This window comes from Rhizobium sp. 007 (genome assembly GCF_015353075.1).
Taxonomy (GTDB): domain Bacteria; phylum Pseudomonadota; class Alphaproteobacteria; order Rhizobiales; family Rhizobiaceae; genus Rhizobium.
Genome location: NZ_CP064188.1, coordinates 1,673,520 through 1,697,581, shown reverse-complemented (window position 1 = coordinate 1,697,581; position 24,062 = coordinate 1,673,520). Strand labels below are relative to the sequence as shown.

The 24,062-nt window shown below is 59.4% G+C and carries 21 protein-coding genes; 10 read left to right on the top strand and 11 right to left on the bottom strand.

Going from position 1 to position 24,062, the window contains the following annotated elements:
- Positions 1-9: 9 nt before the first annotated feature.
- From ISN39_RS29120 to ISN39_RS29105, 4 genes are all read right to left on the bottom strand, one after another.
- Positions 10-852, bottom strand: coding sequence for a carbohydrate ABC transporter permease (locus tag ISN39_RS29120; RefSeq protein WP_194731450.1), 843 nt, complete (start codon positions 850-852; stop codon positions 10-12).
- Positions 849-1,778, bottom strand: coding sequence for a sugar ABC transporter permease (locus ISN39_RS29115; protein WP_156886669.1), 930 nt, complete (start codon positions 1,776-1,778; stop codon positions 849-851). Before ISN39_RS29115 ends, ISN39_RS29120 begins: the two co-directional genes overlap by 4 nt.
- A 93-nt stretch (positions 1,779-1,871) precedes the next feature.
- Positions 1,872-3,173, bottom strand: coding sequence for an extracellular solute-binding protein (locus tag ISN39_RS29110; protein WP_074071521.1), 1,302 nt, complete (start codon positions 3,171-3,173; stop codon positions 1,872-1,874).
- Between the two features lie 262 nt (positions 3,174-3,435).
- On the bottom strand, positions 3,436-4,323 hold the full coding sequence (locus ISN39_RS29105) for an AraC family transcriptional regulator (protein ID WP_194731449.1): 888 nt from the start codon (positions 4,321-4,323) through the stop codon (positions 3,436-3,438).
- Positions 4,324-4,535: 212 nt separating this feature from the next.
- Here ISN39_RS29105 and ISN39_RS29100 point away from each other — a divergent pair, with 212 nt between their 5' ends.
- From ISN39_RS29100 to ISN39_RS36870, 7 genes are all read left to right on the top strand, one after another.
- Entirely contained in the window at positions 4,536-6,002 is a 1,467-nt protein-coding gene (locus tag ISN39_RS29100) for an alpha-glucosidase/alpha-galactosidase (RefSeq protein ID WP_194731448.1), read from the top strand.
- A 119-nt stretch (positions 6,003-6,121) separates the two neighbouring features.
- On the top strand, positions 6,122-8,209 hold the full coding sequence (locus ISN39_RS29095) for an ABC transporter substrate-binding protein (protein ID WP_194731447.1): 2,088 nt from the start codon (positions 6,122-6,124) through the stop codon (positions 8,207-8,209).
- Between the two features lie 117 nt (positions 8,210-8,326).
- Positions 8,327-9,334 carry an ABC transporter permease gene (locus tag ISN39_RS29090; RefSeq protein WP_194731446.1) on the top strand — a complete coding sequence of 336 codons (1,008 nt, stop codon included), beginning with the start codon at positions 8,327-8,329 and terminating at the stop codon, positions 9,332-9,334.
- Position 9,335: 1 nt separating this feature from the next.
- A complete protein-coding gene (locus ISN39_RS29085; protein ID WP_194731445.1) occupies positions 9,336-10,469 on the top strand; it encodes an ABC transporter permease in 1,134 nt (377 codons plus the stop codon).
- A gap of 10 nt (positions 10,470-10,479) precedes the next feature.
- Positions 10,480-12,147, top strand: a complete 1,668-nt coding sequence (locus ISN39_RS29080; RefSeq protein ID WP_194731444.1) for an ABC transporter ATP-binding protein — start codon at positions 10,480-10,482, stop codon at positions 12,145-12,147.
- A gap of 22 nt (positions 12,148-12,169) precedes the next feature.
- The gene (locus ISN39_RS29075; RefSeq protein WP_194731443.1) at positions 12,170-13,540 is read left to right on the top strand and encodes an alpha-glucosidase/alpha-galactosidase; all 1,371 of its coding nucleotides are present in this window, start codon (positions 12,170-12,172) and stop codon (positions 13,538-13,540) included.
- 131 nt (positions 13,541-13,671) lie between these two features.
- On the top strand, positions 13,672-13,941 hold the full coding sequence (locus ISN39_RS36870; RefSeq protein ID WP_348651993.1) for a zinc ribbon domain-containing protein: 270 nt from the start codon (positions 13,672-13,674) through the stop codon (positions 13,939-13,941).
- Here the strand turns inward: ISN39_RS36870 and ISN39_RS29065 are convergent.
- From ISN39_RS29065 to speB, 5 genes are all read right to left on the bottom strand, one after another.
- On the bottom strand, positions 13,938-14,735 hold the full coding sequence (locus ISN39_RS29065) for an ABC transporter permease (RefSeq protein WP_194731442.1): 798 nt from the start codon (positions 14,733-14,735) through the stop codon (positions 13,938-13,940). The genes ISN39_RS36870 and ISN39_RS29065 overlap by 4 nt on opposite strands.
- A complete protein-coding gene (locus ISN39_RS29060) occupies positions 14,732-15,586 on the bottom strand; it encodes an ABC transporter permease (protein WP_022716722.1) in 855 nt (284 codons plus the stop codon). Before ISN39_RS29060 ends, ISN39_RS29065 begins: the two co-directional genes overlap by 4 nt.
- Positions 15,583-16,620 (bottom strand): ABC transporter ATP-binding protein, encoded by a 1,038-nt coding sequence (locus tag ISN39_RS29055; RefSeq protein WP_194731441.1) that lies wholly within the window; start codon positions 16,618-16,620, stop codon positions 15,583-15,585. Before ISN39_RS29055 ends, ISN39_RS29060 begins: the two co-directional genes overlap by 4 nt.
- Positions 16,621-16,727: 107 nt before the next feature.
- Positions 16,728-17,807: an ABC transporter substrate-binding protein gene (locus ISN39_RS29050; RefSeq protein WP_194731969.1), complete on the bottom strand. Its 1,080-nt coding sequence runs from the start codon at positions 17,805-17,807 to the stop codon at positions 16,728-16,730.
- Between the two features lie 68 nt (positions 17,808-17,875).
- Entirely contained in the window at positions 17,876-18,937 is a 1,062-nt protein-coding gene (gene speB / locus ISN39_RS29045; RefSeq protein WP_194731440.1) for an agmatinase, read from the bottom strand.
- A gap of 166 nt (positions 18,938-19,103) precedes the next feature.
- Between speB and ISN39_RS29040 the strand changes: the two genes are divergently transcribed.
- The 3 genes from ISN39_RS29040 to ISN39_RS29030 all read left to right on the top strand — a co-directional run bounded on the left by ISN39_RS29040 (position 19,104) and on the right by ISN39_RS29030 (position 22,336).
- Positions 19,104-20,132: a LysR substrate-binding domain-containing protein gene (locus tag ISN39_RS29040; RefSeq protein ID WP_194731439.1), complete on the top strand. Its 1,029-nt coding sequence runs from the start codon at positions 19,104-19,106 to the stop codon at positions 20,130-20,132.
- A 25-nt stretch (positions 20,133-20,157) separates the two neighbouring features.
- Positions 20,158-21,321: an aminotransferase gene (locus ISN39_RS29035; RefSeq protein WP_194731438.1), complete on the top strand. Its 1,164-nt coding sequence runs from the start codon at positions 20,158-20,160 to the stop codon at positions 21,319-21,321.
- Positions 21,322-21,430: 109 nt separating this feature from the next.
- Complete coding sequence (locus tag ISN39_RS29030) at positions 21,431-22,336, top strand: lytic transglycosylase domain-containing protein (RefSeq protein ID WP_246763510.1); 906 nt, start codon at positions 21,431-21,433, stop codon at positions 22,334-22,336.
- Positions 22,337-22,345: 9 nt separating this feature from the next.
- Here ISN39_RS29030 and maiA read toward each other — a convergent pair whose 3' ends face one another.
- Both maiA and ISN39_RS29020 read right to left on the bottom strand, forming a co-directional pair.
- Entirely contained in the window at positions 22,346-23,005 is a 660-nt protein-coding gene (maiA, locus tag ISN39_RS29025; protein ID WP_239601092.1) for a maleylacetoacetate isomerase, read from the bottom strand.
- A gap of 8 nt (positions 23,006-23,013) precedes the next feature.
- A complete protein-coding gene (locus tag ISN39_RS29020; RefSeq protein ID WP_194731435.1) occupies positions 23,014-24,030 on the bottom strand; it encodes a fumarylacetoacetate hydrolase family protein in 1,017 nt (338 codons plus the stop codon).
- Positions 24,031-24,062: the final 32 nt, after the last annotated feature.

Sequence of the window (24,062 nt, the reverse complement as noted above, 5' to 3'; positions counted from 1 at the left end):
AATGCAATGTCAGCCCTTGACGGCGCCCTCCGTCATGGCGCCGAGGATGAGCCGCTGGAGGGCGAGAAAGGCAACAATGGCTGGAACGACCGATACAAGGCAGGCCGCCGCCAGCAACTGGAGGGAGGAGTCGTTTTGTGTTCCGGCATACTGGAATATCCCGACGCCAATGGGCATGAGCGATTCCTTGCTGATGAGAAGAAATGGGACGAGAAACTGCGACCAGCCGGCGATGACCGAGATGATGAAGGCTGAGGCGATGCCTGGTGCCGACAAGGGAAGGATGATGCGCCAAAAGACGCTAAAATGACCGCAGCCGTCAATGACGGCAGCTTCGTCGAGGCTCTTCGGAATGCCGTCGATTGAGCCCTTCAATATCCACGTCACCATTGGTACCGCGAGTGCAATATAAACCATCGTTGCACCGAAATGGCTGTCGGTAAGGTGAAGTGCTGCCATGTAGCGGTAGAGCGGCACCATGATCACAAGCGGTGAAATCATCTGAAAGGCGAGCAGGACCATCATCCAAGCTCCCTTGCCGCGAAACGGAAATCGGGAGAAGGCATAAGCTGCAGGCAGCGCCACGATCAGGCAGCCGATTGCGCTGCACGAGGACAGGATCAACCCATTCCAAAGATATCCTGCGAACTTGTCGGAGGATAAGATGGCGCCGAAATTTTCCAAAGTTGGCGCTTTGGGGATGAGACGGCTCACGCCCAGAAAGATTTCCTTGCGCGTTCTTAGCGCAAGCGACAGCAGCCAAAGCAACGGCCAGGCGAAGAAAAGAAACGTTGTAGCAAGGAACAGATAGCTGAGCGCATCGCCAATGCGATCTTGTCTGAGAGGCCTCAAGTCGGTTCTCCTCTTGGCAGAAAACGCGCATAGACGAGTGCAAGACCAAGGCTGATTGTAAGCATCAGGATCGACAAGACCGCGCCGGCTGCAAGGTCGTAATTTCGGAACACGACATTGAAGGTGTATAGCGAGAGAACCTCGGTCGCGCGGCCGGGGCCGCCGCCGGTGAGCGAAATGATTGCGTCAAACGTGTTCAGGGTCTGGATCGTGATGAGGATCATGTTGACGAGGATAGCGGTCCGCAGCTGGGGTAGAGTGATATAGATCAGCCGTTGCCACGGATTTGCGCCGTCGACTTCGGCAGCCTCGTAAAGAACAGGATCGATGGCCTTGCTCGCCGCATACATCACAACCATCGAGAACGCCGTGCCGCGCCAGACATTGGAAATTACGACCGACCACATGACCATGTGCGGATCCGACAACCACTGCACAGCCGGAACGCCGATCAGGCGCAAGAGACTGTTCAATCCGCCAAACGGCGCTTCGTTGAAAAGCATTTTCCAGATGATGCCGCCGGCAATGCCCGGAACAACCCAGGCGACGAGGGCTGTTGTTCGCACGATCGTCGAGCCGAAGAGCCGGCGCTTTTCGCTGTGCAAAACAATCAAGGCGATGAAAAGCCCGAAGAATTGCTGCACAACGACGCTCGACGCGGTGAAGACGAATGTCACCCACAGGATTTGCAAGAGCTCGGGCTTTGACAATGTGGTGACGATCGTCTGCAGCGTATATTCTTCGTCCGTGCCAAGCAGCGAGACGTTGGTGAACGCAAAACGAAAGACGTCAAGCAAGGGGTAAAGATAAAAGACGCCAAGGACAAGAATGAGCGGCATAAGCCAAGGCAGCGGGGAGGGACTATGGCGTCCGGCGGCTTTCCTGCCGATCCTCTGGGGGCCTCTGGCGGCAATGCTTGCATCCATCATCGGTCCGATCCGGCCATTTCATCGTTAGGCAGCGGTTGCACGGGCTTCCTGGCGGCACGAGGCGTTCCGGCCCGCGCCGCCAGGTGGTGTTCAGCTGCGTTTGAAGGCGCTAAGCGAAGCGCCGAATGCCTCGTCCACGGCGGCCTCGGTTGGCTGGACGCCCGTCAGCACCTTGCCCATCATGATCTGAATCTGATTTGAGATTTCAGGATAGACGGGTGCACCGGGCCTTGCCTGCCCGAACTTCAGCGCTGCCGCAAAGGTCTTGTTGGCGTCTGAGGAAAACACCTCGTATTTGTCATAGAGATCGGCGCGGGTCGGAAGCTGTTCCTGCAGCGCATTGGCAGGTCCCATATAGATATCGCGGGCAAGTTCTGCGCAGAGCTTCACCTTTTCAGTGTCCTTGCTGAAAGCCGCCACCGTCCAGCCGCCCGTGCCCGTTGAGCGCTGGTCCGCTGCCGGGCCAGGAAGCGGGGAAAAAGCCCATTTCGCGAATTCATCGGCATCAAGCGCTGTTTTGAGCTGCGCGTATTGCCAGTTGCCACCGACGAATAGCGCCGTCGTGCCGGCCGCAGCCGCTGCATTGAAGTCGTCATAGTTGCCGATTGTCGCCACGCGTTTCGGAGCGGCTCCGGACTCAACGAGATCGCGGTAATAGTTGACGGCTTTGATGAACTTGTCGCGATTTTCGCCCTCGCCAAAGATCGGCTTGCCATCGTCATCCACCAATTTGCCGCCTTGGGCCCAGAAATTGGCGAGCCAGTCGAATGTTGTTCCTTCATAGCGGCCGCCGTTGAACAGAACGCCTTCCATTCCCTGCTCGACCGAGGAAAGGGCCGCCTTCTTCAAGTCGTCCCAGGTCTGTGGCGCATCAGGAACAATTTCCTTGTTGCGGTAAAGGACACGAAGGTCCGTCGACCACCACCATGCGTAGATGTTGCCGTCCGAGCCGGTTATGCCTTCGCGGATAAAGGGGAAGAGCTGGTCAATTTCCTCTTTGGTGAAGTAAGGTGAGAAGGACTGCAAGACGCCGGCTTTCTTGAAGAGCGGCAATACGAAGGAATCGACGGCTGCACAATCGGGGGCCGATCCCGATTTGGCCTGCTCGAGCATGCGCGCTTGTTCCTGTCCGATATCCCCCGACATCATCTGCAACTCGATCTGCCAGTCGGAATGCTTGCCGATGAAGTCGTTGAACAGCTTGCTGTAGCCTTGGGCGTAAGCCGGCTCGTTGTTGCGCGGACCATCCGTGGTCATCCGGAAAATCAGCTTGTTGGGTGCGTCGGACTTGCCGACGATGTCGCCGGTGATGGCCTCTTGTGCCGGGCTGTCATGCGGCGCGGCTAAGAAAGTGGTCGCCGCCAGTGCAAGAATGAGTGCTGTATTCCTCACGAGTATCTCCTCCCGGGTCAGGATCCGATTTGAGCCGCTGCCTCCAACAACGCTCCGATCCGCGAAAATAGATTAAGTCACATTCATTTGGTGTCAAGGTTCGATCGGGCTGGAAATATTGATCAAAAAATATCGCTTCTGTCGGCTCCCCCGGACTGAAAAGAGGCTCTGGCTCCAATGTCTTTGCGAGCAAGCAGGCAATACGGAAATTTCCCTGTGTCATTTGCGGCGGCGACGCGCTGAGATCTCAGCCGGGACCCGATCATGTCGATCGATGTCTGGCGTTGCCGATGCTTGCATACATGCCCGTGGTTCGAAACTCTGTGGGCGTGATGCCGTAAACGCGGCGGAAGACCTTGGAAAAATAGTTGGAATCTTCGAAGCCGCACATGATCGAGACCTCCTTGACCGGCAGGAAGTCGGCCTTCGTCAAAAGTTTTGCCGCACGCTGCAGCCTTTGCTGCAGCACATATTCGGCAGGCGGCATGCCTTCGCTTTCCGCGAAGCTGCGGGAAAAATGCGCGCGGCTGAGGCCGACGATGCCCGCAAGTTCGCTCACCGGCAATGGCTGGTCGAGATTGGCGTGGATATGATCGATCACCGGCTGCATGGCGCTGAGGTCTGCCGCAAAAGCCGGAGAACCGAAGACGTCGTCATAAAGCGCCATGGCCGCCTCATAAGCGATCGCCGACGCTGCTCCGGGCGTTGAAGCACCCTTGACAAGGCGAAGGCTGCAGTCGGCGAGATGATCAATGGTCGATGGCTTGAGCCTTAGAACCGGACCGGCCAGCCCAAGTACCATCTTGTGGATTCTCAGCGTCTCCTCACCGTGCATCGATATCCAGAAATATTCCCAACGGTCGCCCTTTTCGAGCCAGTAGCGGTGATTGTGTGGCACGAGAACCAAAAGCGTATCGCCGCTTTGGAGCCTGTAATTGCGATTCTGGTAGCGTAGGCGGCCCGTGCCGCTGATCGTGTGCTGCAGCACGGTAAAGGGGGTCTGGCCGCGCCGCCTGCCGTCCCAGTCGTAGACTTCGTTTTCCCGCACCTCATAGCCAGCACTCGTCGGCATGGCGTGCAGGCGCTGGCGCCCACGCGGCAGGGAGATTGTCCTCATGGACTGGCCGTTGGCGATCAAATTCCGCAGCACAAAATTACCCTCGAAAGCATAATCCTTCTCTGGCCACCTCCGCGAATATCCGCATAATCCCCCTTCATTAGAGGAAGAGATTGCGGTCGAGAGAACGGCCGGGAGGAAATATAGGCGTTATTTATGCTTTTTCGGACTGCATGCGCCGGCATGTGGTCTTTCCTCTCCTGCCCGTCCTTTACCTAGCATCTGATCAGGTTGAGGTGAAGATTATGAGTTTCAAAATCGCTATCATCGGGGCAGGCAGCGTCGGCTTCACCAAGAAGCTGTTTACGGACATCTTGTGCGTTCCCGAGTTCAAGGATGTCGAATTTGCGCTGACGGATCTCAGTGAACATAACCTTCAGATGATCAAGGCGATCCTCGACAAGATCGTTCAATCGAACAAGCTGCCGACCAGGGTCACGGCGACGACCGACCGCCGCAAGGCACTCGAAGGCGCTCGCTACATCATCAGCTGCGTGCGCGTCGGGGGGCTCGAAGCCTATGCCGACGATATCCGCATTCCGCTGAAATATGGCATCGACCAATGCGTCGGCGATACGATCTGCGCCGGTGGCATCCTTTATGGGCAGCGCAACATTCCCGTCATTCTCGATTTTTGTAGGGACATCCGCGAAGTCGCTGAACCCGGCGCAAAATTCCTGAACTATGCAAACCCGATGGCGATGAATACGTGGGCTGCGATCGAATATGGCAAGGTCGATACGGTCGGTCTGTGCCACGGGGTGCAGCATGGGGCCGAACAGATTGCCGAGGTTCTCGGCGCAAGGTCGCTTTCGGATCTCGATTACGTCTGCTCCGGCATCAATCATCAGACCTGGTTCATTGACCTGCGCCTCAACGGCCGCAAGATCGGCAAGGACGAGCTTTTTGCGGCCTTCGAAGCGCATCCGGTCTATTCGCAGCAGGAGAAGCTGCGCATCGATGTTTTGAAGCGCTTCGGCGTCTATTCGACGGAAAGCAACGGGCACCTTTCCGAATATCTGCCGTGGTATCGCAAGCGTCCGGAGGAAATCACCAAGTGGATCGACATGTCCGACTGGATCCACGGTGAGACAGGCGGCTATCTCCGTCACTCGACGGAAACGCGCAACTGGTTCGAGACGGAGTTCCCGCAGTTTCTTGAATCGGCGTCGAAGCCAATCGATCCGTCCAGGCGCTCCAACGAGCATGCAAGCCATATCCTTGAGGCGTTGGAGACCAACCGGGTCTATCGCGGCCACTTCAATGTCAAGAACAATGGCGTCATCACCAACTTGCCGGCCGACGCTGTCATCGAGTCGCCCGGTTTCGTCGATCGCTTCGGCATCAACATGGTCTCCGGCATCACCCTTCCGGAAGCCTGTGCGGCAACATGCATCTCGTCGATCAACGTTCAGCGCATGTCCGTCCATGCGGCGATCAGCGGCGATATCGAACTGTTGAAGCTTGCGGTGCTGCACGACCCCTTGGTCGGCGCCGTCTCGACGCCCGAAGAGGTCTGGCAGATGGTCGATGAAATGGTCGTGGCTCAAGCCCGCTGGCTGCCGCAATATGCAAACGCTGTGCCGGCTGCGCAGGAGCGTCTGTCGAAATCGAGCGTGAAGACGCGTGATTGGGCCGGCGCTGCTCGCCGCAGCGTGCGCTCGATCGAGGAGCTGCGCGCAGAAAAGGCGGCCTTGAAACAGGCCGTTTGAACTTCGTGGAAGGCGGGTTGCGGCGGTTTTCCGGGAGGAAAAGCTGTCGCCTCAGACCTGATTTCACGCCGCTAGAGGAGAACGGAGAGCGCAAGCGCTCCGAACAAGAGGGAGAGACGATGAGACATTTTCGCAAAATTGGCGTTCTCGCCGGACTGGCGCTGAGCGTCTCGGCCGCGGCCTTGAATGCCTATGCATCCGAACCGACCGTTCCGCCGGCGCCGGCGCCGTTTCCGGCTGAAGGCAAGATCAAATACGTTGCCCGCGACTCCATTTTGGAGTTCAAGGCGCTGCCGGAATATAACGAGCCCGACTGGGTGAAGAAGAATTTCGTCGACACTGGCAAGCTTCCGCCGGTCAAGGATCGGCTTCCAAAGGAGCCGCTGGTCTTCAAGACCGAAAACATGCCGGATGGTATCGGCGTATACGGCGATACGATGCGCCATGTCATCGGCGGGCGGCCGGAAGGGTGGAACTACGGCGCGGGCCAGACGCAGGGCTGGGGCGGTATCGATATCGGCCTTTCGGAATGCCTGACGCGCACCGCACCGCTCTTCCAGGTGGAGGCCAAGGATACCGAGCCGCTTCCGAACCTTGCCAAGAGCTGGGAGTGGTCCGAGGACGGCCACAAGCTGACGATGCATCTGATCGAAGGTGCGAAGTGGTCAGACGGTGCCCCTTTCAACGCCGATGACATCATGTTCTACTGGGAAGACGAGGTTATCGACCCGAACGTCTCGCCCCTCGGCGGGGGCGCATCGCCGGAAGCCTTCGGCACCGGCACGACCCTGAAGAAGATCGATGATTATACCGTCGAATGGACCTTCAAGGAGGCCTTCCCGAAACAATATCTCTACACGATGGCCTATCCCAACTTCTGCCCGGGTCCATCGCATCTCCTGAAGCCGCAGCATCCCAAATATTCGAAGAACACGTACGACCAGTTCAAGAATGCGTTCCCGCCAGAATATATGAATATGCCGGTGATGGGCGCCTGGGTGCCTGTCGAATACCGGCCGGACGACATCATCGTGCTGCGCCGCAATCCCTATTATTGGAAGGTCGACGAAAAGGGCAACCAACTCCCCTATCTCAACGAGCTGCATTACAAGCTTTCGACCTGGGCGGACCGTGACGTTCAGGCGGTCGCGGGCTCGGGCGACTTCTCGAACCTCGAACAGCCTGAGAATTTCGTTGCTTCGCTGAAACGTGCTGCCGAAAAAACGGCACCCGCCCGTCTCGCCTTCGGCCCCCGGTTGATTGGCTATAACCTGCGCATGAATTTCTCGGCCAACGGCTGGGGCGATCCGGATGCGCGTGGCCAGGCGATCCGCGAGCTGAACCGCAACGAGGATTTCCGCAAGGCTGTCACGATGGCGTTCGACCGCAAAGCCATCGGCGATTCGCTCGTCAAGGGACCGTTCACGGCCATCTACCCCGGCGGCTTGTCCTCCGGCACGAGTTTTTACGATCGGCAATCGACGCTCTACTATCCGAACGACCTTGAGGGCGCGAAGGCCGGACTTGCCGAGGCGGGCCTGAAGGATACGGATGGCGACGGCTTCGTGAACTTCCCCGCCGGGCAGGCGGGCGGAAAGAACGTCGAAATCGTGCTGCTCGTCAACAACGACTATGCCACCGACAAGAGCCTCGCAGAAGGCGTCGTCGGCCAGATGGAGAAGCTAGGCCTCAAGATCATTATCAATGCGCTCGACGGACCGACGCGCGATGATGCGCACTATGCCGGCCGCTTCGACTGGCTGATCCAGCGCAACACCACGGAACTGGCTTCGGTCGTGCAAAATACAGAGCAACTCGCCCCTGTCGGCCCGCGCACCAGCTGGCATCACCGTGCCGGCAAGGACGACCAGCTCGACCTGATGCCCTTCGAGAAAGAGCTTGTCGATATCGTCAACAAATTCAGGACAAGCCAGGACAATGACGAGCGGGTCAGGCTGATGAAAGAGTATCAGAAGATTTCGACGGAGCACGTGAACACCGTCGGCCTCACGGAATATCCGGGGGCACTGATCATCAACAAGCGCTTCTCGAACATCCCGCAGGGCACACCGATCTTCATGTTCAACTGGGCTGAAGATTCCGTCATCCGCGAACGCCTGTGGGTGGCTGCCGACAAGCAGCAGAAATATGAACTTTTCCCCGAGCAACTTCCCGGCAAGCCGGGAGAAAAGGGTCCGCTGAACTAGAGCTCCCTCCCAAATGAAAGTGAGCTTCCGGCCGCGCGTGGCGCGCGGCCGGTCATAACCAACAAGCCGGCCGCGCTGCCGAGGAGCGACTGGCGGCAAGGAGAAGCGAACCGTCCGATGTTACGATTCCTGCTCGTGCGCATAGCCTCAGCGATCCCTGTGCTCTTCATCCTGAGCGTGGTGACCTTCGCGATCATTCAGGCACCGCCTGGCGATTACTCCGATTACATTCGCTCCCAGCTCATCAACCAGAGCGGAGCCTCCTATGCGCAGGCGGAGGCGCAGGCCCAGGCCTACCGCGTCGAGCACGGCCTTGATCGACCGATGGTCATCCAGTATTTCAACTGGATCGGCGGTATCGTCACCCGCGGCGATTTCGGCTACAGCATGTATTATAACAAGCCGGTTGCCGACGTCGTCGGAGAGCGCTTGCCGCGCACACTGCTCTTGGCCCTCGTGTGCCATCTCTTTGCCTCCGTGCTCGGCATCACCTTCGGCATCTGGGCGGCGACACGCCAATATTCCTGGATCGACAGCCTTCTTTCCGGCATTTCTTTTCTCGGCATGACGGTGCCGCGCTTCTTGATGGCGCTGATCATCGTCTACCTGCTGGTGTTCCAATTCAACATTTCCGAGATCGGCAGCTTCTTCTCGCCGCAATATGGCGGCGCGCCATGGTCGTGGGCGAAGTTCGTCGATCTGGTCAGTCATGTCTGGCCAGTCGTTGCGATCGCCACATTCGGGGGACTCGCCTACAATATGCGCGTCATGCGCGGCAATCTCCTTGATACGCTGAACGCGCAATATGTCGAAACGGCCAAGGCGAAAGGCTTGACCGGCAGCGCGGTCGTCATGCGCCATGCGGTGCCCAACGCGCTGCATCCACTCGTCATGTACCAGGGCGTCGTGCTTCCCTACATGCTGACGGGAGAAATCGAGACGGCGATCATTTTCGCCCTGCCGACCGTCGGTCCTGCCATCGTCGGCTCCATGGCGATTGGCGATGTCTATGTTACCGCGACCTTCATGATGGTGCTGTCGGCAACGCTGATTGTCGGCAACATCATCGCCGATATGCTGCTTGCCCTGCTCGACCCGCGTGTCCGTCAGTCTGTAGGAGCCTGATATGTTCGCTTTCGACTCCTCCCTGCCACCACCGCACGAAGAAACCATCAAGAAGCCGCCGCATGGCAACGAAAGCTACATCGCGCTCGTGTGGCGCCGTCTGAAGCGCTCCTGGACAGGCATGATGGGCCTCATCCTCGTCGGGCTGCTGATCATCATGGCCGTCTTTGCGGATTTCTTCGCGCCGATGGATCCGAAGGCAACCGATGTGGGCTTCGCGCCGCCGCAGGCCATCAGCTTCCACGACAAGGATGGCAACTTCGTCTTTCAGCCGCGCGTCTATGCGCTCGCCGATTCCGAAGAACTCGACCCCGTCACCTTCCAGCCGATCGTCGGTCCGGATTATGACAATCCCCGCTACCTCGGCTTCTTCGTGAAAGGGGCGGACTACAAGCTTTTCGGCCTCATCCCGGTGAACCGGCATTTCTTCGGTTCGACAGATGGCCAGCCGGTGCATTTTCTCGGCACCGACAAATTTGGACGCGACGTGCTTTCGCGCGCGATCATCGGCTCGCGCATTTCGCTGGTGATCGCTCTCACCGTCGTCTTTATCGTCACGCTCGTCGGCACGACCGTCGGTATGGTCTCCGGTTACTTCGGCGGCACATTCGACGTCTGGGTTCAGCGCTTCGTCGAACTGGTTCTCGCATTTCCTCAACTGCCGCTTTATCTGGCGCTGACGTCGCTTATCCCGGTGACGGCTCCGACCAACGTCTTCCTTGCCTTCGTCATCTTCGTCATGTCGGCACTCGGCTGGGCGCAGATGTCGCGGGAGGTTCGCGGCAAGACGCTGGCATTGGCGCGCATCGACTATGTGCGGGCGGCGATGGCCGTCGGGGCGACTGACCGGCGCATCATCTTCCAGCACATCTTTCCGAACGTGATGAGCCACGTGATCGTATCGGTGACACTGCACATTCCGAGCGTCGTGCTGCTCGAATCCTTCCTCGGTTTCTTGGGCTTTGCGGTGAAGCCGCCACTGATCTCCTGGGGTCTCATGCTGCAGGATACGGCGAATTACTCCGTCATCGGCACCTACCCTTGGATCCTTGCCCCTGTCGGCTTTGTGCTTGTGACCGTCTTTGCCTTCAATGCGCTGGGCGATGGCCTGCGCGACGCAGTCGATCCTTATTGAGGTGGTGAAGATGGCCCTTTCTCTCGTCAATTCCTTTGCGCCGCCCGTTCGCCATGATCATGATGGCCGCAAGGAAAGTCCAATCATCGACGCGCGCAATGTCGCGGTGACCTTCAAGGTCGAAGACGGTTTCGTCGAGGCGGTCAAGGATATCTCGTTTCAGCTCTATCGCGGAGAGACGATCGCGATCGTCGGTGAGTCCGGATCCGGAAAATCGGTAACCGCGCGCACGGTGATGGGGCTTCTTTCGAAGCGCGCCGTTGTCTCGCCGAAATCGACCATCGACTATGATGGCGCCAATATCCTGAAATTTTCCGAAGGCGCCCGGCGCAAGTTGCGCGGCAACCGCATCTCGATGATTTTCCAGGAGCCGATGAGCTCGCTCAACCCGATCTATACGGTCGGCAGTCAGATCGTCGAGGCAATCCGTGTACACCAGAAGTTCGGCCGCCGGCAGGCGGAAGCGCGGGCGCTGGAGCTTTTAAAGCATGTGCAAATTCCCGATCCCGAAGCCCGGCTGAAGCAATATCCGCATCAGCTGTCGGGCGGCCAGCGCCAGCGCGTGATGATTGCCATGGCGCTCGCCAACGATCCGGACGTCCTGATCGCCGACGAGCCGACGACAGCGCTTGACGTCACCGTGCAGGCGCAGATCCTGAACCTTATCCGCAACCTGCAGAAGGAACTGCGGATGGCGGTGATTCTGATCACCCACGATCTCACGGTCGTCCGGCAGTTCTCGGACTATGTCTATGTGATGCAGCATGGCGAGATGCGGGAGCACAACACGACCGAAAGGCTCTTTGCCAATCCTCAGCATCCTTACACGAAGCATCTGCTCGGCTCCGAGCCGCGCGGTCAGGCCAACCCATTGCCGGAAAATTCCGAGATCATTCTTGATGCCAGAGGGGTGCGCGTTTCCTTCATGCTGCGCCACGGCACGTTCTTCAAGCCGGAAATGAAGGAACTCGTCGCTGTCGACAACCTGAGTCTCACGCTTCGCCGTCATGAGACGCTTGGTCTCGTCGGCGAATCCGGTTCCGGCAAAACGACCTTCGGTCAGGCGCTGGTCCGGTTGAACGATCCGGACGGCGGAGAGATCTATTTTGACCGCCAGCCCATCCACGGCCGCTCGCGCGCCGAGATGAGGCCGCTACGATCGCGCATGCAGATCGTCTTCCAGGATCCGTTCTCGTCGCTCAATCCGCGCATGACGATCGGCCAGATCATCGAGGAGGGGCTGGTCGTCAACAGGCTGGGTGCGACTAAAGCCGAGCGCATGGACCGGGTGCGCGAGGCGTTGATTGCGGCCGGCATGCCGGGCCATATTCTCTCGCGCTTCCCGCATGAATTCTCCGGCGGCCAGCGCCAGCGCATCGCCATCGCCCGCGCTATCGCCCTCGAACCCGAATTTATCTTGCTCGATGAGCCGACTTCGGCGCTCGATCTTTCCGTCCAGGCGCAGATCATCGAGCTCTTGCGCAGGCTGCAGGACGAGCGGGGCCTGAGCTACCTCTTCATCTCGCACGATCTTAAGGTCGTGCGGGCGCTGTGCCACCGGGTGATCGTCATGCAGCATGGCCGCATTATGGAAGAGGGGCCCGTCAACGAAGTTCTATCCAATCCCAAGACCGCCTACACGGAACGGCTGGTGAAAGCCGCTTTCGAGGTAGCATGATTGCCGAATGCCGGAGGTTATAATGGCACGAAATCCCAAGATCACGTTTATCGGAGCAGGCTCCACCGTCTTCATGAAGAACATCGTCGGCGATGTCTTGCAGCGTCCGGCGCTGTCGGGCGCCACGATCGCGCTGATGGACATCAATCCGCAGCGTCTCGAAGAAAGCGCCGTCGTTGTCAACAAGCTGATTTCGACGCTAGGCGTAAAGGCCAGGGCCGAAACTTATTCCGATCAGCGCAAGGCGCTGACATGCGCAGACTTCGTCGTCGTCGCCTTCCAGATCGGCGGCTATGAGCCCTGTACCGTCACCGATTTCGAAGTGCCGAAGAAATACGGTCTGCGCCAGACCATTGCCGACACACTCGGCGTTGGCGGCATCATGCGCGGGCTTAGAACCGTGCCGCACCTTTGGAAGATATGCGAGGACATGCTCGCCGTCTGCCCGGAGGCGATCATGCTGCAATATGTGAATCCGATGGCCATCAACACCTGGGCGATTGCGGAAAAATATCCGGCAATCAAGCAGGTCGGCCTCTGCCACTCCGTCCAGGGCACGGCCATGGAGCTGGCGCATGACCTTGACATTCCTTACGAGGAAATCCGCTATCGCTCGGCCGGCATCAACCATATGGCCTTCTATCTGACGTTCGAGCACCGGCAGGCGGATGGTTCCTACAAGAATCTCTATCCCGATCTTGTCCGCGCCTATCGTGAAGGCCGTGCCCCGAAGCCCGGCTGGAACCCGCGCTGCCCCAACAAGGTGCGCTACGAGATGCTGACACGCCTCGGCTATTTCGTCACCGAGAGCTCGGAGCATTTTGCCGAATACACGCCCTACTTCATCAAAGAGGGCCGAGAGGACCTGATCGAGAAGTTCGGCATTCCGCTCGACGAATATCCGAAGCGTTGCATCGAGCAGATCGAACGTTGGAAAGGACAGGCCGAAGCCTACCGCTCGGCCGAGAAGATCGAGGTCGCACAATCGAAGGAATATGCTTCCTCCATCATCAACTCGGTCTGGACTGGCGAACCGTCGGTCATCTACGGCAATGTCCGCAACAACGGCTGCATCGCCTCGCTGCCGGCAAACTGCGCCGCCGAAGTGCCCTGCCTGGTCGACGCCTCGGGCATTCAGCCAACCTTCATCGGCGACCTGCCGCCACAGCTGACAGCGTTGATCCGCACCAACATCAATGTTCAGGAGCTGACCGTCCAGGCACTGATGACGGAAAATCGCGATCACATCTACCACGCTGCGATGATGGATCCGCATACGGCAGCTGAACTCGACCTCGACCAGATCTGGTCGCTCGTCGACGATCTTCTTTCCACCCACGGTGAGTGGCTGCCGGCCTGGGCGAGAACAGCCAAGAAGGTGCAGGCAGCCTAGAGTGCAAGCGACGCCCTTCAGGCAGCTCGTTTAAGCCGGCGAGGCTTGTCGCCGGCTTCGCCTTCAATCTGCCGGATCGGCCGCTTGCCTCTTGATGTCTCCCAGAAAGGCGAAGAACGGGGCGGATACCTGTGCAAGGTCGATCCCGCCACACCTCGCAGACCTGTTCGGCCTGCGCAGCCGTGGACAGGGAAAGCCGCGAAAGCCAAGCGTCTTTCCGCTGTTGCCAATGCGGCTTGCGCGCCCGTGCCGACCACAATGCTGCAATCAACATCCTGCGTCGGAACACGGCGTCTATGATCGTGGAGGAAGGGCAGCCGCTCTCCGTTGAAGCGATAACGATCGGCGGAGCTTCGCGCCCCCTCGGAAATCCCCCGCTTGCAAGCGGGGGAAGATGTTAATTTTCTGCCGCCATCGCACCCAGCAACTTCGGAAGATCGCCGAAGCGCGCGATGACGCCGAAGACGAGCGCTGCGATTGCGACAAAGAGGACCGTCACCGAAGCCATGGTCGGCGTATAGCCATAGCGCAGCGCGTTGAAGATCTTGATCGGCAAGGTTTCCATGGTAAAGCCGACAGTCATGTAGGCGACGATGTATTCGTTCAGCGAAAGCACAAACGCAAAGGCGTAACCCGAAATCAGGTAGGGCCGGATCAGCGGCAAGACGACCGTCGTAAATATCGTCCTCTCATTCGCCCCCATCGTCGCCGCCGCTTCGACGAAGGAGCGATCGATTGCGGTGAAGCCGAGCGACAGCGTCACCAGTGGCAATGTGACGAAGAAGATCGCGTGGCTGATCACAGCGGTCCACGGTGCGCCGTAAAAGCCGGTCGTTGCCCAGAAAGTCAAAAGGCCGAGTGCGGTAATGACGGGTGGCAGGGTGAAAGGCGCGACGCCCAAAAGCTGGAAGATGTTCGCCCATGGCGCAATTCTCCGCCACAAGAACCAGGCAAGCGGCAAAGCAATGAGCACTGCAAGTGCTGCGGACAGAACCGCAAGCGTCAGCGAAGCAAAAAGCGCGTTGCGCCATTCCGGATTGGTGAATATCTCACCGTACCAGCCAAGCGAAAAGCCTTGGGGCGGGAAAGTGAGGCTCTGTTTCGCATTTACGGATACCCCGGCAACGACGATCATGGGTGCCGCCAGGAAAAGTCCGATGAGCGAAAAATAAAGACGGCGGAGCAGCGTGTTCATGCCGCATCTCCCTTCCGGCCGATCAGCACCGTCAGCCCGACCATGGCAAGCGTCACCAGCACCAGAAAGACGGCCATTGCGGCGGCGAAGGGCATGTTCGACTGATAGACGGCCTGATCGGTGATCAGCACAGACAAGGTCCAGTGCGACGGACGGCCGAGAATCTGTGGCAGCAGATAGGAGCCGAGCGCAAAAATGAAGACCATGATGAGCGTTGCGATAATGGTGTTGCGCAATGTCGGTAGGACGACCGTGAAAAATGCCTTGACCGGCGATGCGCCGAGCGTGCGCGCCGCTTCCGTCAAGGTTGGGTCAAGCCGAACGAGCGCGGGATAGAGGATCAGGATCGTGTAAGGCAGGGCCTGATAGACCATGCCGGCCAGCACTGCGCCGAAGCTCGGCGTCAGAGCCACGGGCTGCTGCATGAGGCCTGCCATGACAAGCAGATTGGTGATGCCGGCGGTGCGTGAGAACAACGTCGACCACGCAAAGCCGATGATGACTTCGGAGAGCGAAAGGATCGCCAGCATCGCCACCAGCCAAATCACCTGAGCTTTGCGTCCCATGCGCGTCAGCAGATAGGTGAATGGAATGCCAAGCACGATGCAGCAGATCGCGACGGCGATTGCAAGCATCAGCGAAAAGCCCAGCACCCTGCCGAAAAACAGACTGACGAAGCGGGCGTAATTGTCGAATACGAAGGCCGGCGTGTAAAAGCCGCCCTGCTGCCGCTGGAAAAAGCTGACGGCAATCATCGTTGCGAAAGGAATGACGAAGAAGACCGTCAGCATTCCGGCCGGGAAGGCAAGCGGCCAGTAATCGGCAATTTTTTGTGGTGGTTCACGCCTCATTTCTGCAGTACCACGCAGACTTCCGGCGAGAGCTTGACGCCAACCTCCTGGCCCACGGTGACGGCCGGCCTTTCGCGCGGTGTCGAAACGGCGACGACCTGTGTTCCGGATAGATCGAGGAAGGTCTCGATCGTGCCGCCGAGATCGCGAATGAAGGTTACCTTGCCAGCAATAGTGTCGCCGCCCGGCGCTGTCAGATGCACGTCCTCCGGCCGCACCGAGATCGTTGCCCTGTTAAGGCCGGGAGGAAGCAGAACGCCTTCGATGACCTTGCCGAAGACCGTTGCGCGGCCGGCGCTGTCGGCTTCTGTCGTGAGCAGGTTGGTCGAGCCGATGAAATCGGCGACGAAGCGGTCGGCGGGACGGCGGTAGATCTCGATCGGGCTTGCTGCCTGGCGCAGTTCGCCACTGTTCATGACGACGACGGTATCTGCCATCGTCATTGCTTCGCGCTGGTCGTGGGTCACGACGATCGTCGTGATGCCAAGCGTCTGCTGCAGCTGCCGGAGTTCCACCTGCATCGCCTCGCGCAGTTTTGCATCGAGGGCCGACAGGGGTTCGTCGAGCAGGAAGAGCTTCGGCGAAATCGTCAGTGCACGGGCAATTGCGACACGCTGGCGCTGGCCGCCGGAAAGCTTGTTCACCGGCCGGTCTGCATAGCCGGGCAAATGGATCAGCGACAGCAGCTCATCGACACGCTTCGTCTGGGCTTCCTTGGCCGTGCCACGGATCCGCAGCGGATAAGCGATGTTCTCGCCGACGGTCAGGTGAGGGAAAAGCGCGAGGGACTGAAACACCATCCCCAGATCGCGCTTGTGTGTCGGGACGGCCGTAATGTCGTTGCCGTCGAGCACAATGGCGCCGCTCGTCGGCATGTCGAGACCGGCTATCATGCGCAGCAGCGTTGTCTTCCCGCAGCCCGAGGGTCCGAGCAGGCAGACGAACGTGCCATGCGGAACGTTGAGCTGCACATTGTCGACGGCGGTGAAGGCGCCGAATTTTTTGGTGATATTGTTGAGTGTCAGTCCGGACATAAATCCCCCGCATGGGCCACGTGCTTAGGACGACTGCCCCCGCATGAGCCTTGGCCGTCAAAGGCGCAAGGCGCATGCATTGTTATGGGGCGTTCAGTCTCGAAAACTCAACCGACGATGAGTTCCGTCCACTTCTGGTTCAGCCAATCGGACTTGGTCTGATAAAGATCGTAGCGCGGCGTAATCGGCTCGATGTCGGAGGCGACGCCTGCAAACTCCTTGTCGGTCAGGTCAAGCAACTCGCGCTTGATCGTTGGCGCGGTGCCTACCTTGCGCGACATCAGTGCCTGGATCGCCGGCTGGCACATGTAGTCGATGAAGATATGTGCCTCTTCCGCCTTCTTGGAGGCACGCGACAACGCCCAGCAGCCGGAATCCTGGATGCCGCCTTCCTTAGGGAAAGTCGAGCGGACGGGGAAACCATCGGCGGCCGCAAGGCCGGTGACGTCGTGATAATACTGTCCCATCGGGATCTCACCGGACTTCAGCGCCTGCTCGAACTGTGCCTCGTCGCGATACCACAGGCGGACATTCGGCTTCACCTCGGCAAGCTTTTCGAACGCCTTCAGGAGACCCTCTTCCGTATCGAGTGCGTTCGTGCCGCCAAAATGCGTCTTGGCCGTCACTTCCAGCAGGAACGAGTTGGAAACAAGGGCAAGCAAACCGAGTTTGTCGGCATTTGCCGGATCCCACAGGGCGTTCCAGGAGGTCGGCGCTTCTTTAAAGACGTCGGTATTGGTGACGAGCGTGATGTACCACGCAACGGCCCCGACGCCGGCAACACGGCCATCCGGATACTTGTTGACGAAGCGGTCGATAAGGCCGGAGGCGTTCTTGAGCTTTGCTGTGTCGATCGGCGTCCACAGTTCGGTCGCCTGGCCCTTGAGCATTGCGACCTGCGACATCATCGAAAGGTCGGCAGGCGCCTGGCCGGCCTTGGCAGCCTGCTCCAGCTGCACCAGCCAGGCCTCGCCCGTCGGTTCGGCCACCGATTCGACGGCAATGCCGGTTGCCTTGGTGAATTCCGGGAAGACGTTCTTGTCGAACGAATCCTTGAAATAGCCGCCATAGACGCCGACCTTCAGCGACTTGTCCTGCGCGCGCAGAATGGAGGGCATGGCGAGCATGCTGGTGGCGGCGAGGCCGCTTGCCAGCAGGTTTCGGCGGCTGACCGCCTTGTCGAGAATGGTTTTCATGGCGTTGTTCCCTCTTTTGTTTGGTCTGACATGTTGCAGTTTCCGGTCGTTGCCGATTTTTACTCGCCCTTGCCGCCGATGGACGGGCTGAAGACCATCAGGCTCAGGATTTCGAACAAGACCTGGGCGCCGGCATGGGCGGTATTCGTCGTCGCGTCATATTGCGGGGCCACCTCGACAACATCTCCGCCGACAAGATTGATCCCTTTCAGGCCGCGGATCAATTGCAGAACTTCCCGCGTCGTCAAGCCGCCGACTTCCGGCGTGCCGGTGCCGGGCGCAAAGCTCGGGTCGAGGCTGTCGACGTCGAAGGAGAGATAGGTCGGCGCGTCGCCGACGATTTGCTTTGCCCTCTCGATGATCGCGGACATGCCCATGCCTGTCACCTCCTCGGCGTGGATCACGGTCATTCCGGATTCGTAGGAAAACTCCCAGAGATATTCTGCCGAACCGCGGATGCCGATCTGCACCGTGCGTGTCGGATCGAGCACGCCATCGAGAACGGCATTGCGGAATGGACCGCCGTGGTGGAATTTTGTCTGGTCGAAGGCGCCGCCGGTATCACAATGCGCATCGATGTGGATCATGCCGACCGGCTGCTTCTTGCCGACTGCCTTGAGGATCGGGTGAGTCATCGAGTGATCGCCGCCGACGCAAAGCGGTGCGACGCCTGCATCGACGATCTGGCCGATGCGTTTTTCGATGTCGTCATGGCTGAGCTCCAGCCGGTAACGGCTCTGGAAGGGGACGTCGCCGATATCGGCTGCGCGCAAATCAAACAGCGGCGCCGTGCCCAGCACATGGTTATAAGGACCAATGCGTTCGATTGCGCGCAGTGCACGCGGTCCGAAGCGCGATCCCGGACGGTTGGTGACGCCGAGATCCATCGGAACGCCGGTGATTGCGACCTGCAGATTGCCGAAATCCGGCTCGTCGGCGGCAACCTGCATATAGGGCGCGCTGAGGAATGTCGGAACGCCGGCATAGGGCGCAAGGCGCGTGCCGCTTTTTGAAAAGATCTTGTCGGCTACCTTGCGAAAGTCAGGATCGAATATCTCGCCGCCGTGGCTGTCGGCAAATTTTGCGCGCAGTTCTTCGAGCTTCGTCTGGTTCCAGACCATTCCAGTTCACCTCTTGTCTTGAACGACGGGGAAGCGGAACCTTGCTGCGGCACACGTCATTCCCCTCGTCGTTCTTGCTTTTTCTGCATTACCCAACAAAAAGGTTGGAAATGCAACTCACATTGTTATAGCAGTAAGCGTGAGTTTTATTCACATACAAATTGCCATGTTCAACCGACTGCCGCCTCTGAATTCTCTGCGTGCTTTCGAGGCAGCTGCCCGCCGGGGCTCGGTCTCGGCGGCTGCGCGCGAGCTCAATGTTACCCATGGTGCCGTCAGCCATCAGATCAAGGCGCTGGAGGCGGTCTTCGGCACGCCGCTCTTTGAGCGCAATGGCAAACGGCTGAAGCTTACCCCGCAGGCTGCCCTGCTGTTGCCGGCTCTGACACATGCATTCGAGAACATTGCGGCGGCAACGGCCCTAGTGACCCGCCCGTCGACAAGCGGGAGTCTTAGAATTTCATGCGTTCCGGCTTTGCTGTCGTTCTGGCTGATCCCGCGCATGCACCAGTTCAGCGAACAGTTCCCCGATATCAGCCTGACGCTCGTCGCCTCCAATGATCCTGAGCTGCTTTACTCGCCGGATATCGATGTCTGTATTCTCTATGGTGATGGGACCTGGCTTGACTGCTGGGCGCGTCTTTGGAGCAACCTGCAGCTTTTTCCGGTCGTCAGCCCAACACTGATGAACAGCCGGGCAGTGCGTTCGGTGCGCGATCTGCGCGACCATGTTCTGCTTCACGGCGACGATGGACGCGAATGGAACACGTGGCTGGCGGCAGCTGACGCGCTGGACATGCCGCGGGGCAGGCAGCACTTCATGAGCGATGCGCGGCTTTCGACGGAAGCGGCCTTGAGCGGGCAGGGGGTCGCACTTGGCGATACGATTACGGCCGGTAGCCTGATTGCTCAAGGCGAACTCGTCGTCCCCTTCGACCTCTCCGTTCCGGCCAGTGATGCCTTTTATGTCGCCTGCCGAAACGAAGTGCGCTCCGCGCCGATCGTCAAGGTCTTTGTCGACTGGTTCTTCTCAGCGCTCGAAAGCGACCGCGGAGCAGAACTGCAGGCGTCCGCCCGGCGTGCGATCCGCGGGCGCGGACGCGTCGACGCCCTGGCGGCGGCTGAAAGCTTCACGCCTGTCTCCCGCGCCCGCGCTGCGTCACAACGGCCCATCAAGCGCCGTTTGAAATCCTGATCGATCTCTCAAGGAAAGCCCTGGAATGCCGCTTGCTCATCCAAATCCGCTCGTCGCCCGTCTGTCACCGCCGCCCATTCCCTCCGTACTTGCCTGGGCCGGTGACTATGATGGTGCCAAAGGGCCGCTGATTGATCTGTCCCAAGCTGTACCCGGCTATCCGGCGCATCCCGAAATGCTGCGGCTCCTCGGCGAGGCGGCCGCCTCCCCGGCCATGACCAGCTATGGGCCGATCGAGGGGGAGGAGGTGCTCAGGAAGGCTTATGCGACACATGTGTCGGCGGTCTATGGCGCGAGCGTTTCTGCCGCCAACATCCATATTACCTCCGGCTGCAACCAGGCCTTCATGTGCAGCACCATCGCGCTTGCCAAGTCGGGCGAGACGATGGCGCTCACCAATCCCTTCTATTTCAACCACGATACCACGCTTTCGATGCTGGGGATCGGACGTGTTCTCGTCGATTGTGATGCCGCAAAAGGCTTCCTGCCGAGCCTGGTATCGGCAGAAGAGGCCCTGTTGTCGGGAGCGCGTGGCCTTGCCGTCGTTTCGCCGAACAATCCGACCGGTGCTGTCTATCCGCCGGCGCTGCTTCGCGAACTCTTTCAGCTCTGCCAAAAATATGGAGCGTGGCTGATCCTGGACGAAACCTATCGGGACTTTCTGCCGACCGATGCCGGAGCGCCGCACGACCTGCTCTCCATCGAGGGCTGGGAAGAGACGCTCATCCTCCTCTACAGTTTTTCCAAATCCTTCTGTATTCCGGGACATCGATTGGGGGCGATCACAGCAGGTCCGCGCATCGTCGGCGAGATCACCAAGATCATGGACAACATGCAGATTTGCGCCCCGCGGGCGGCTCAGGTCGCCGTAGCGGCAGCGCTTCCGATTCTGGCGGAATGGCGCGTGGCAAATCGGCTGGAGATCTCCCGCCGCGCCGATGCGCTGAAAGCGGTCATGGCAGCAACGGACGGCTGGTCGATCGCCGCCGTCGGCGCCTACTTTGCCTTCATCCGGCATCCTTACGGCAACACACCTTCCGCCGAGGTGGCGGAAAGGCTGGCGAAGGATGCTGGAGTGATCTGTATCCCCGGAAGCTATTTCGGCGAGGGACAGGAGAATTATCTCCGGCTTGCCTTCGCCAATGCCGATGTTGGCGTGATCTCGCAGTTGCGCGGCCGTCTGCGATAGGCGGCTTCCGCGCAATTTTGTGATAGTCTCGCCCCGACGGTCCGATGGAGTAGGGGAGAGGGCACCGATGAGGCGCTCCATAGGGAAGGCAGCCGAAAGACTTGCGCCGATCGCAGCTGCGTTCATTGCCAGTTTTTTTGGCAGCCACCGTGCGCATTCCCAGCCCGAATGGAGTGCTGCGCCGCCGGCATGTCTTTATTCTCTAGAGGCTTCGGCACGCGGGCCGGCCCTTTGCGTCAGAAAGGAGAGCTTCAGCGCCGACATCTGCACGGCCATCGATCATTTTGCGCGCGCTAACCGACTTCCTCCTGATTATTTTGCACGGCTCATCTGGCGGGAAAGCCGTTTCCGCCCCGATGCGCTAAGTCCGAAAGGCGCTGAAGGGATCGCCCAATTCATGCCGGGCACTGCCAAGCTGCGCGGCTTGGAAAACAGTTATGATGCGCTGAGCGCGCTGCAGGCATCGGCGGCCTATCTTAATGAGCTGCGTAGCCGTTTCGGTAACCTGGGGCTTGCGGCGGCGGCCTATAATGCCGGCGAAAACGGTCTTTCGTCATTCCTCGAACATGGCACGTTGCCTTTCGAAACACGAAGTTATGTCACGGCGATAACCGCACACAGCGTTGAAGAATGGAAAAACAGCCCACCCGACAAAGCAGCACTTGAACTCGACAAGGACAAGACCTTCCTGGAGGCTTGCACCGCTCTTGCCGAAAGCCGCCGTTTAAAAAATGCGCCTTGGCAGACCGAAGGCGAGTGGGCGCCCTGGGGCGCGCAACTCGCAGCGCACTTCGATCCTGCGGCGGCACGCAGTCTTTTCCTGGAAGACGTTCGCAAGTTGCCGGCGCCTCTGAACGCCGAGAAACCGCTGATTTTACGCCAACGTGACCGCAGCTTCGGTTACCGGCCGCGCTATGTCGCTCGCGCTGCGCGCCAAACGAGGGCGGAGGCAAATGAGGTCTGCACCGAGGTGCGCAAGCGCGGCGGCGTCTGCCTGGTATTCAAGAATGAATAAGTGCTTTTTCTATTCGGCCGGAGAGTTCGAGGCCGCCGCCCGATCGGGATGAGCCGCAGCAAACGCACGCAGCCTTTCGCATCTCTCTGCGATGGCCGTCGCGCGCGGGTAGGCGGAAAGATCGACGTTCCATCGCCGAGCATTGTAGATCTGCGGCACGAGGCAAAGGTCAGCCATGGTGGGCTGATCTGCATGGCAGAACTCACCAGCTTCCGGCGCCTTCAGCATACGCTCAAAGGCGTCAAGACCCTCGCGGATGAATTTGCCCATCCATGCCAGCCGGGCAGCGTTCGGATCGTCCGATTGCTGCATGACGTGGGAAACGACGCTCAGATTGCAGATAGGATGTATGTCCATTGCGATGGCATAAGAAAGCGCCCTGACGCGCTGGCGACCCAAAGCATCCGAGGGCAGCAGGCCTGCGTTCGGCCGCGTTTCCGAAAGATACTCGATGATGGCGAGCGACTGCGTCAGCATCTCGTCGTCGATGGCAAGCACGGGAACCAAACCCTGGGGATTTCGCGCGAGATGAGCCGCCTGCTTGTGTTGGCTTGCCAGGAGATCGACGGGAACAGACCGATAAGGGATCGCCAGCATGTTGAGTGCGATCCGGACGCGATAGCTTGCCGAAGAGCGCCAGTAGTCGAAAAGAACGGTATCGCTCGCCATGTCTGGCCTCACTGCCTTTCGTATCTCGCAACGACCTGCTCGATGGCTCCAAAGATCGAGCGCCCATGCACATCCTTCATCTCGATGCGGACCGTATCGCCGAACCTCATGAAGGGTGTTGCAGCCGCGCCGGTCCCGATCGTTTCGATCATGCGGATCTCAGCGATGCAGGAATAGCCGGCGCCGCCTTCGGGGATCGGTTTACCCGGCCCGTCCTCCAGCTTGTTGGAGACCGTCCCGGAGCCGATGATGGTGCCGGCGCCGAGCGGTCGGGTCTTGGCAGCGTGGGCGATGAGCTCACCGAAATCGAATGTCATGTCGAGACCGGCATTAGCGCGCCCGAAGGGCTGGCCGTTGAGGTCGACGAGGAGCGGCAGATGCAGTTTGCCGCCATCCCAGGCGTCACCAAGCTCGTCTATCGTCACCGCAACCGGCGAGAACGCAGAGGAGGGTTTTGACAGGAAGAATCCAAAGCCTTTTGCAAGTTCGGCCGGGATCAATCCGCGCAGGGAAACATCGTTGACGAGCATGACGAGCCGGATGGCGCTACGCGCTTCGTCGACCGTGGAGCCCATTGGCACGTCATCGACGATGACGGCGATCTCTGCTTCCATGTCGATACCATAGGATTCGTCCGCCATCACAATGGCGTCGCGCGGCCCAAGAAAGCTGTCGGAGCCCCCTTGATACATCAAAGGCTCGGTCCAGAAGGTTGCCGGCATCTCGGCGTTGCGCGCCTTGCGAACCAGCTCGACGTGGTTGACGTAAGCTGAACCATCCGCCCATTGATAAGCGCGCGGGAGCGGCGACGCGGCATCGTGCTCGTGAAATCGCATGGCTGGCTGCGCGCCGGTTTCCAGACCCTCTGCAACTGCGGCTAGGCGTGGCGCAGCGTATGCCCAGTCGTCGAGCGCGGCCTGAAGCGTCCGGGCGATATGGCCCACATCGGAGCATTGGCTGAGGTCTTTGGAGACGACGACCAGGCGGCCATCTCGGGTGGAGTCCTTGAGCGTTGCAAGCTTCATGCGGTTGAGTTCCGTTTCTTGAATAGCCGGTA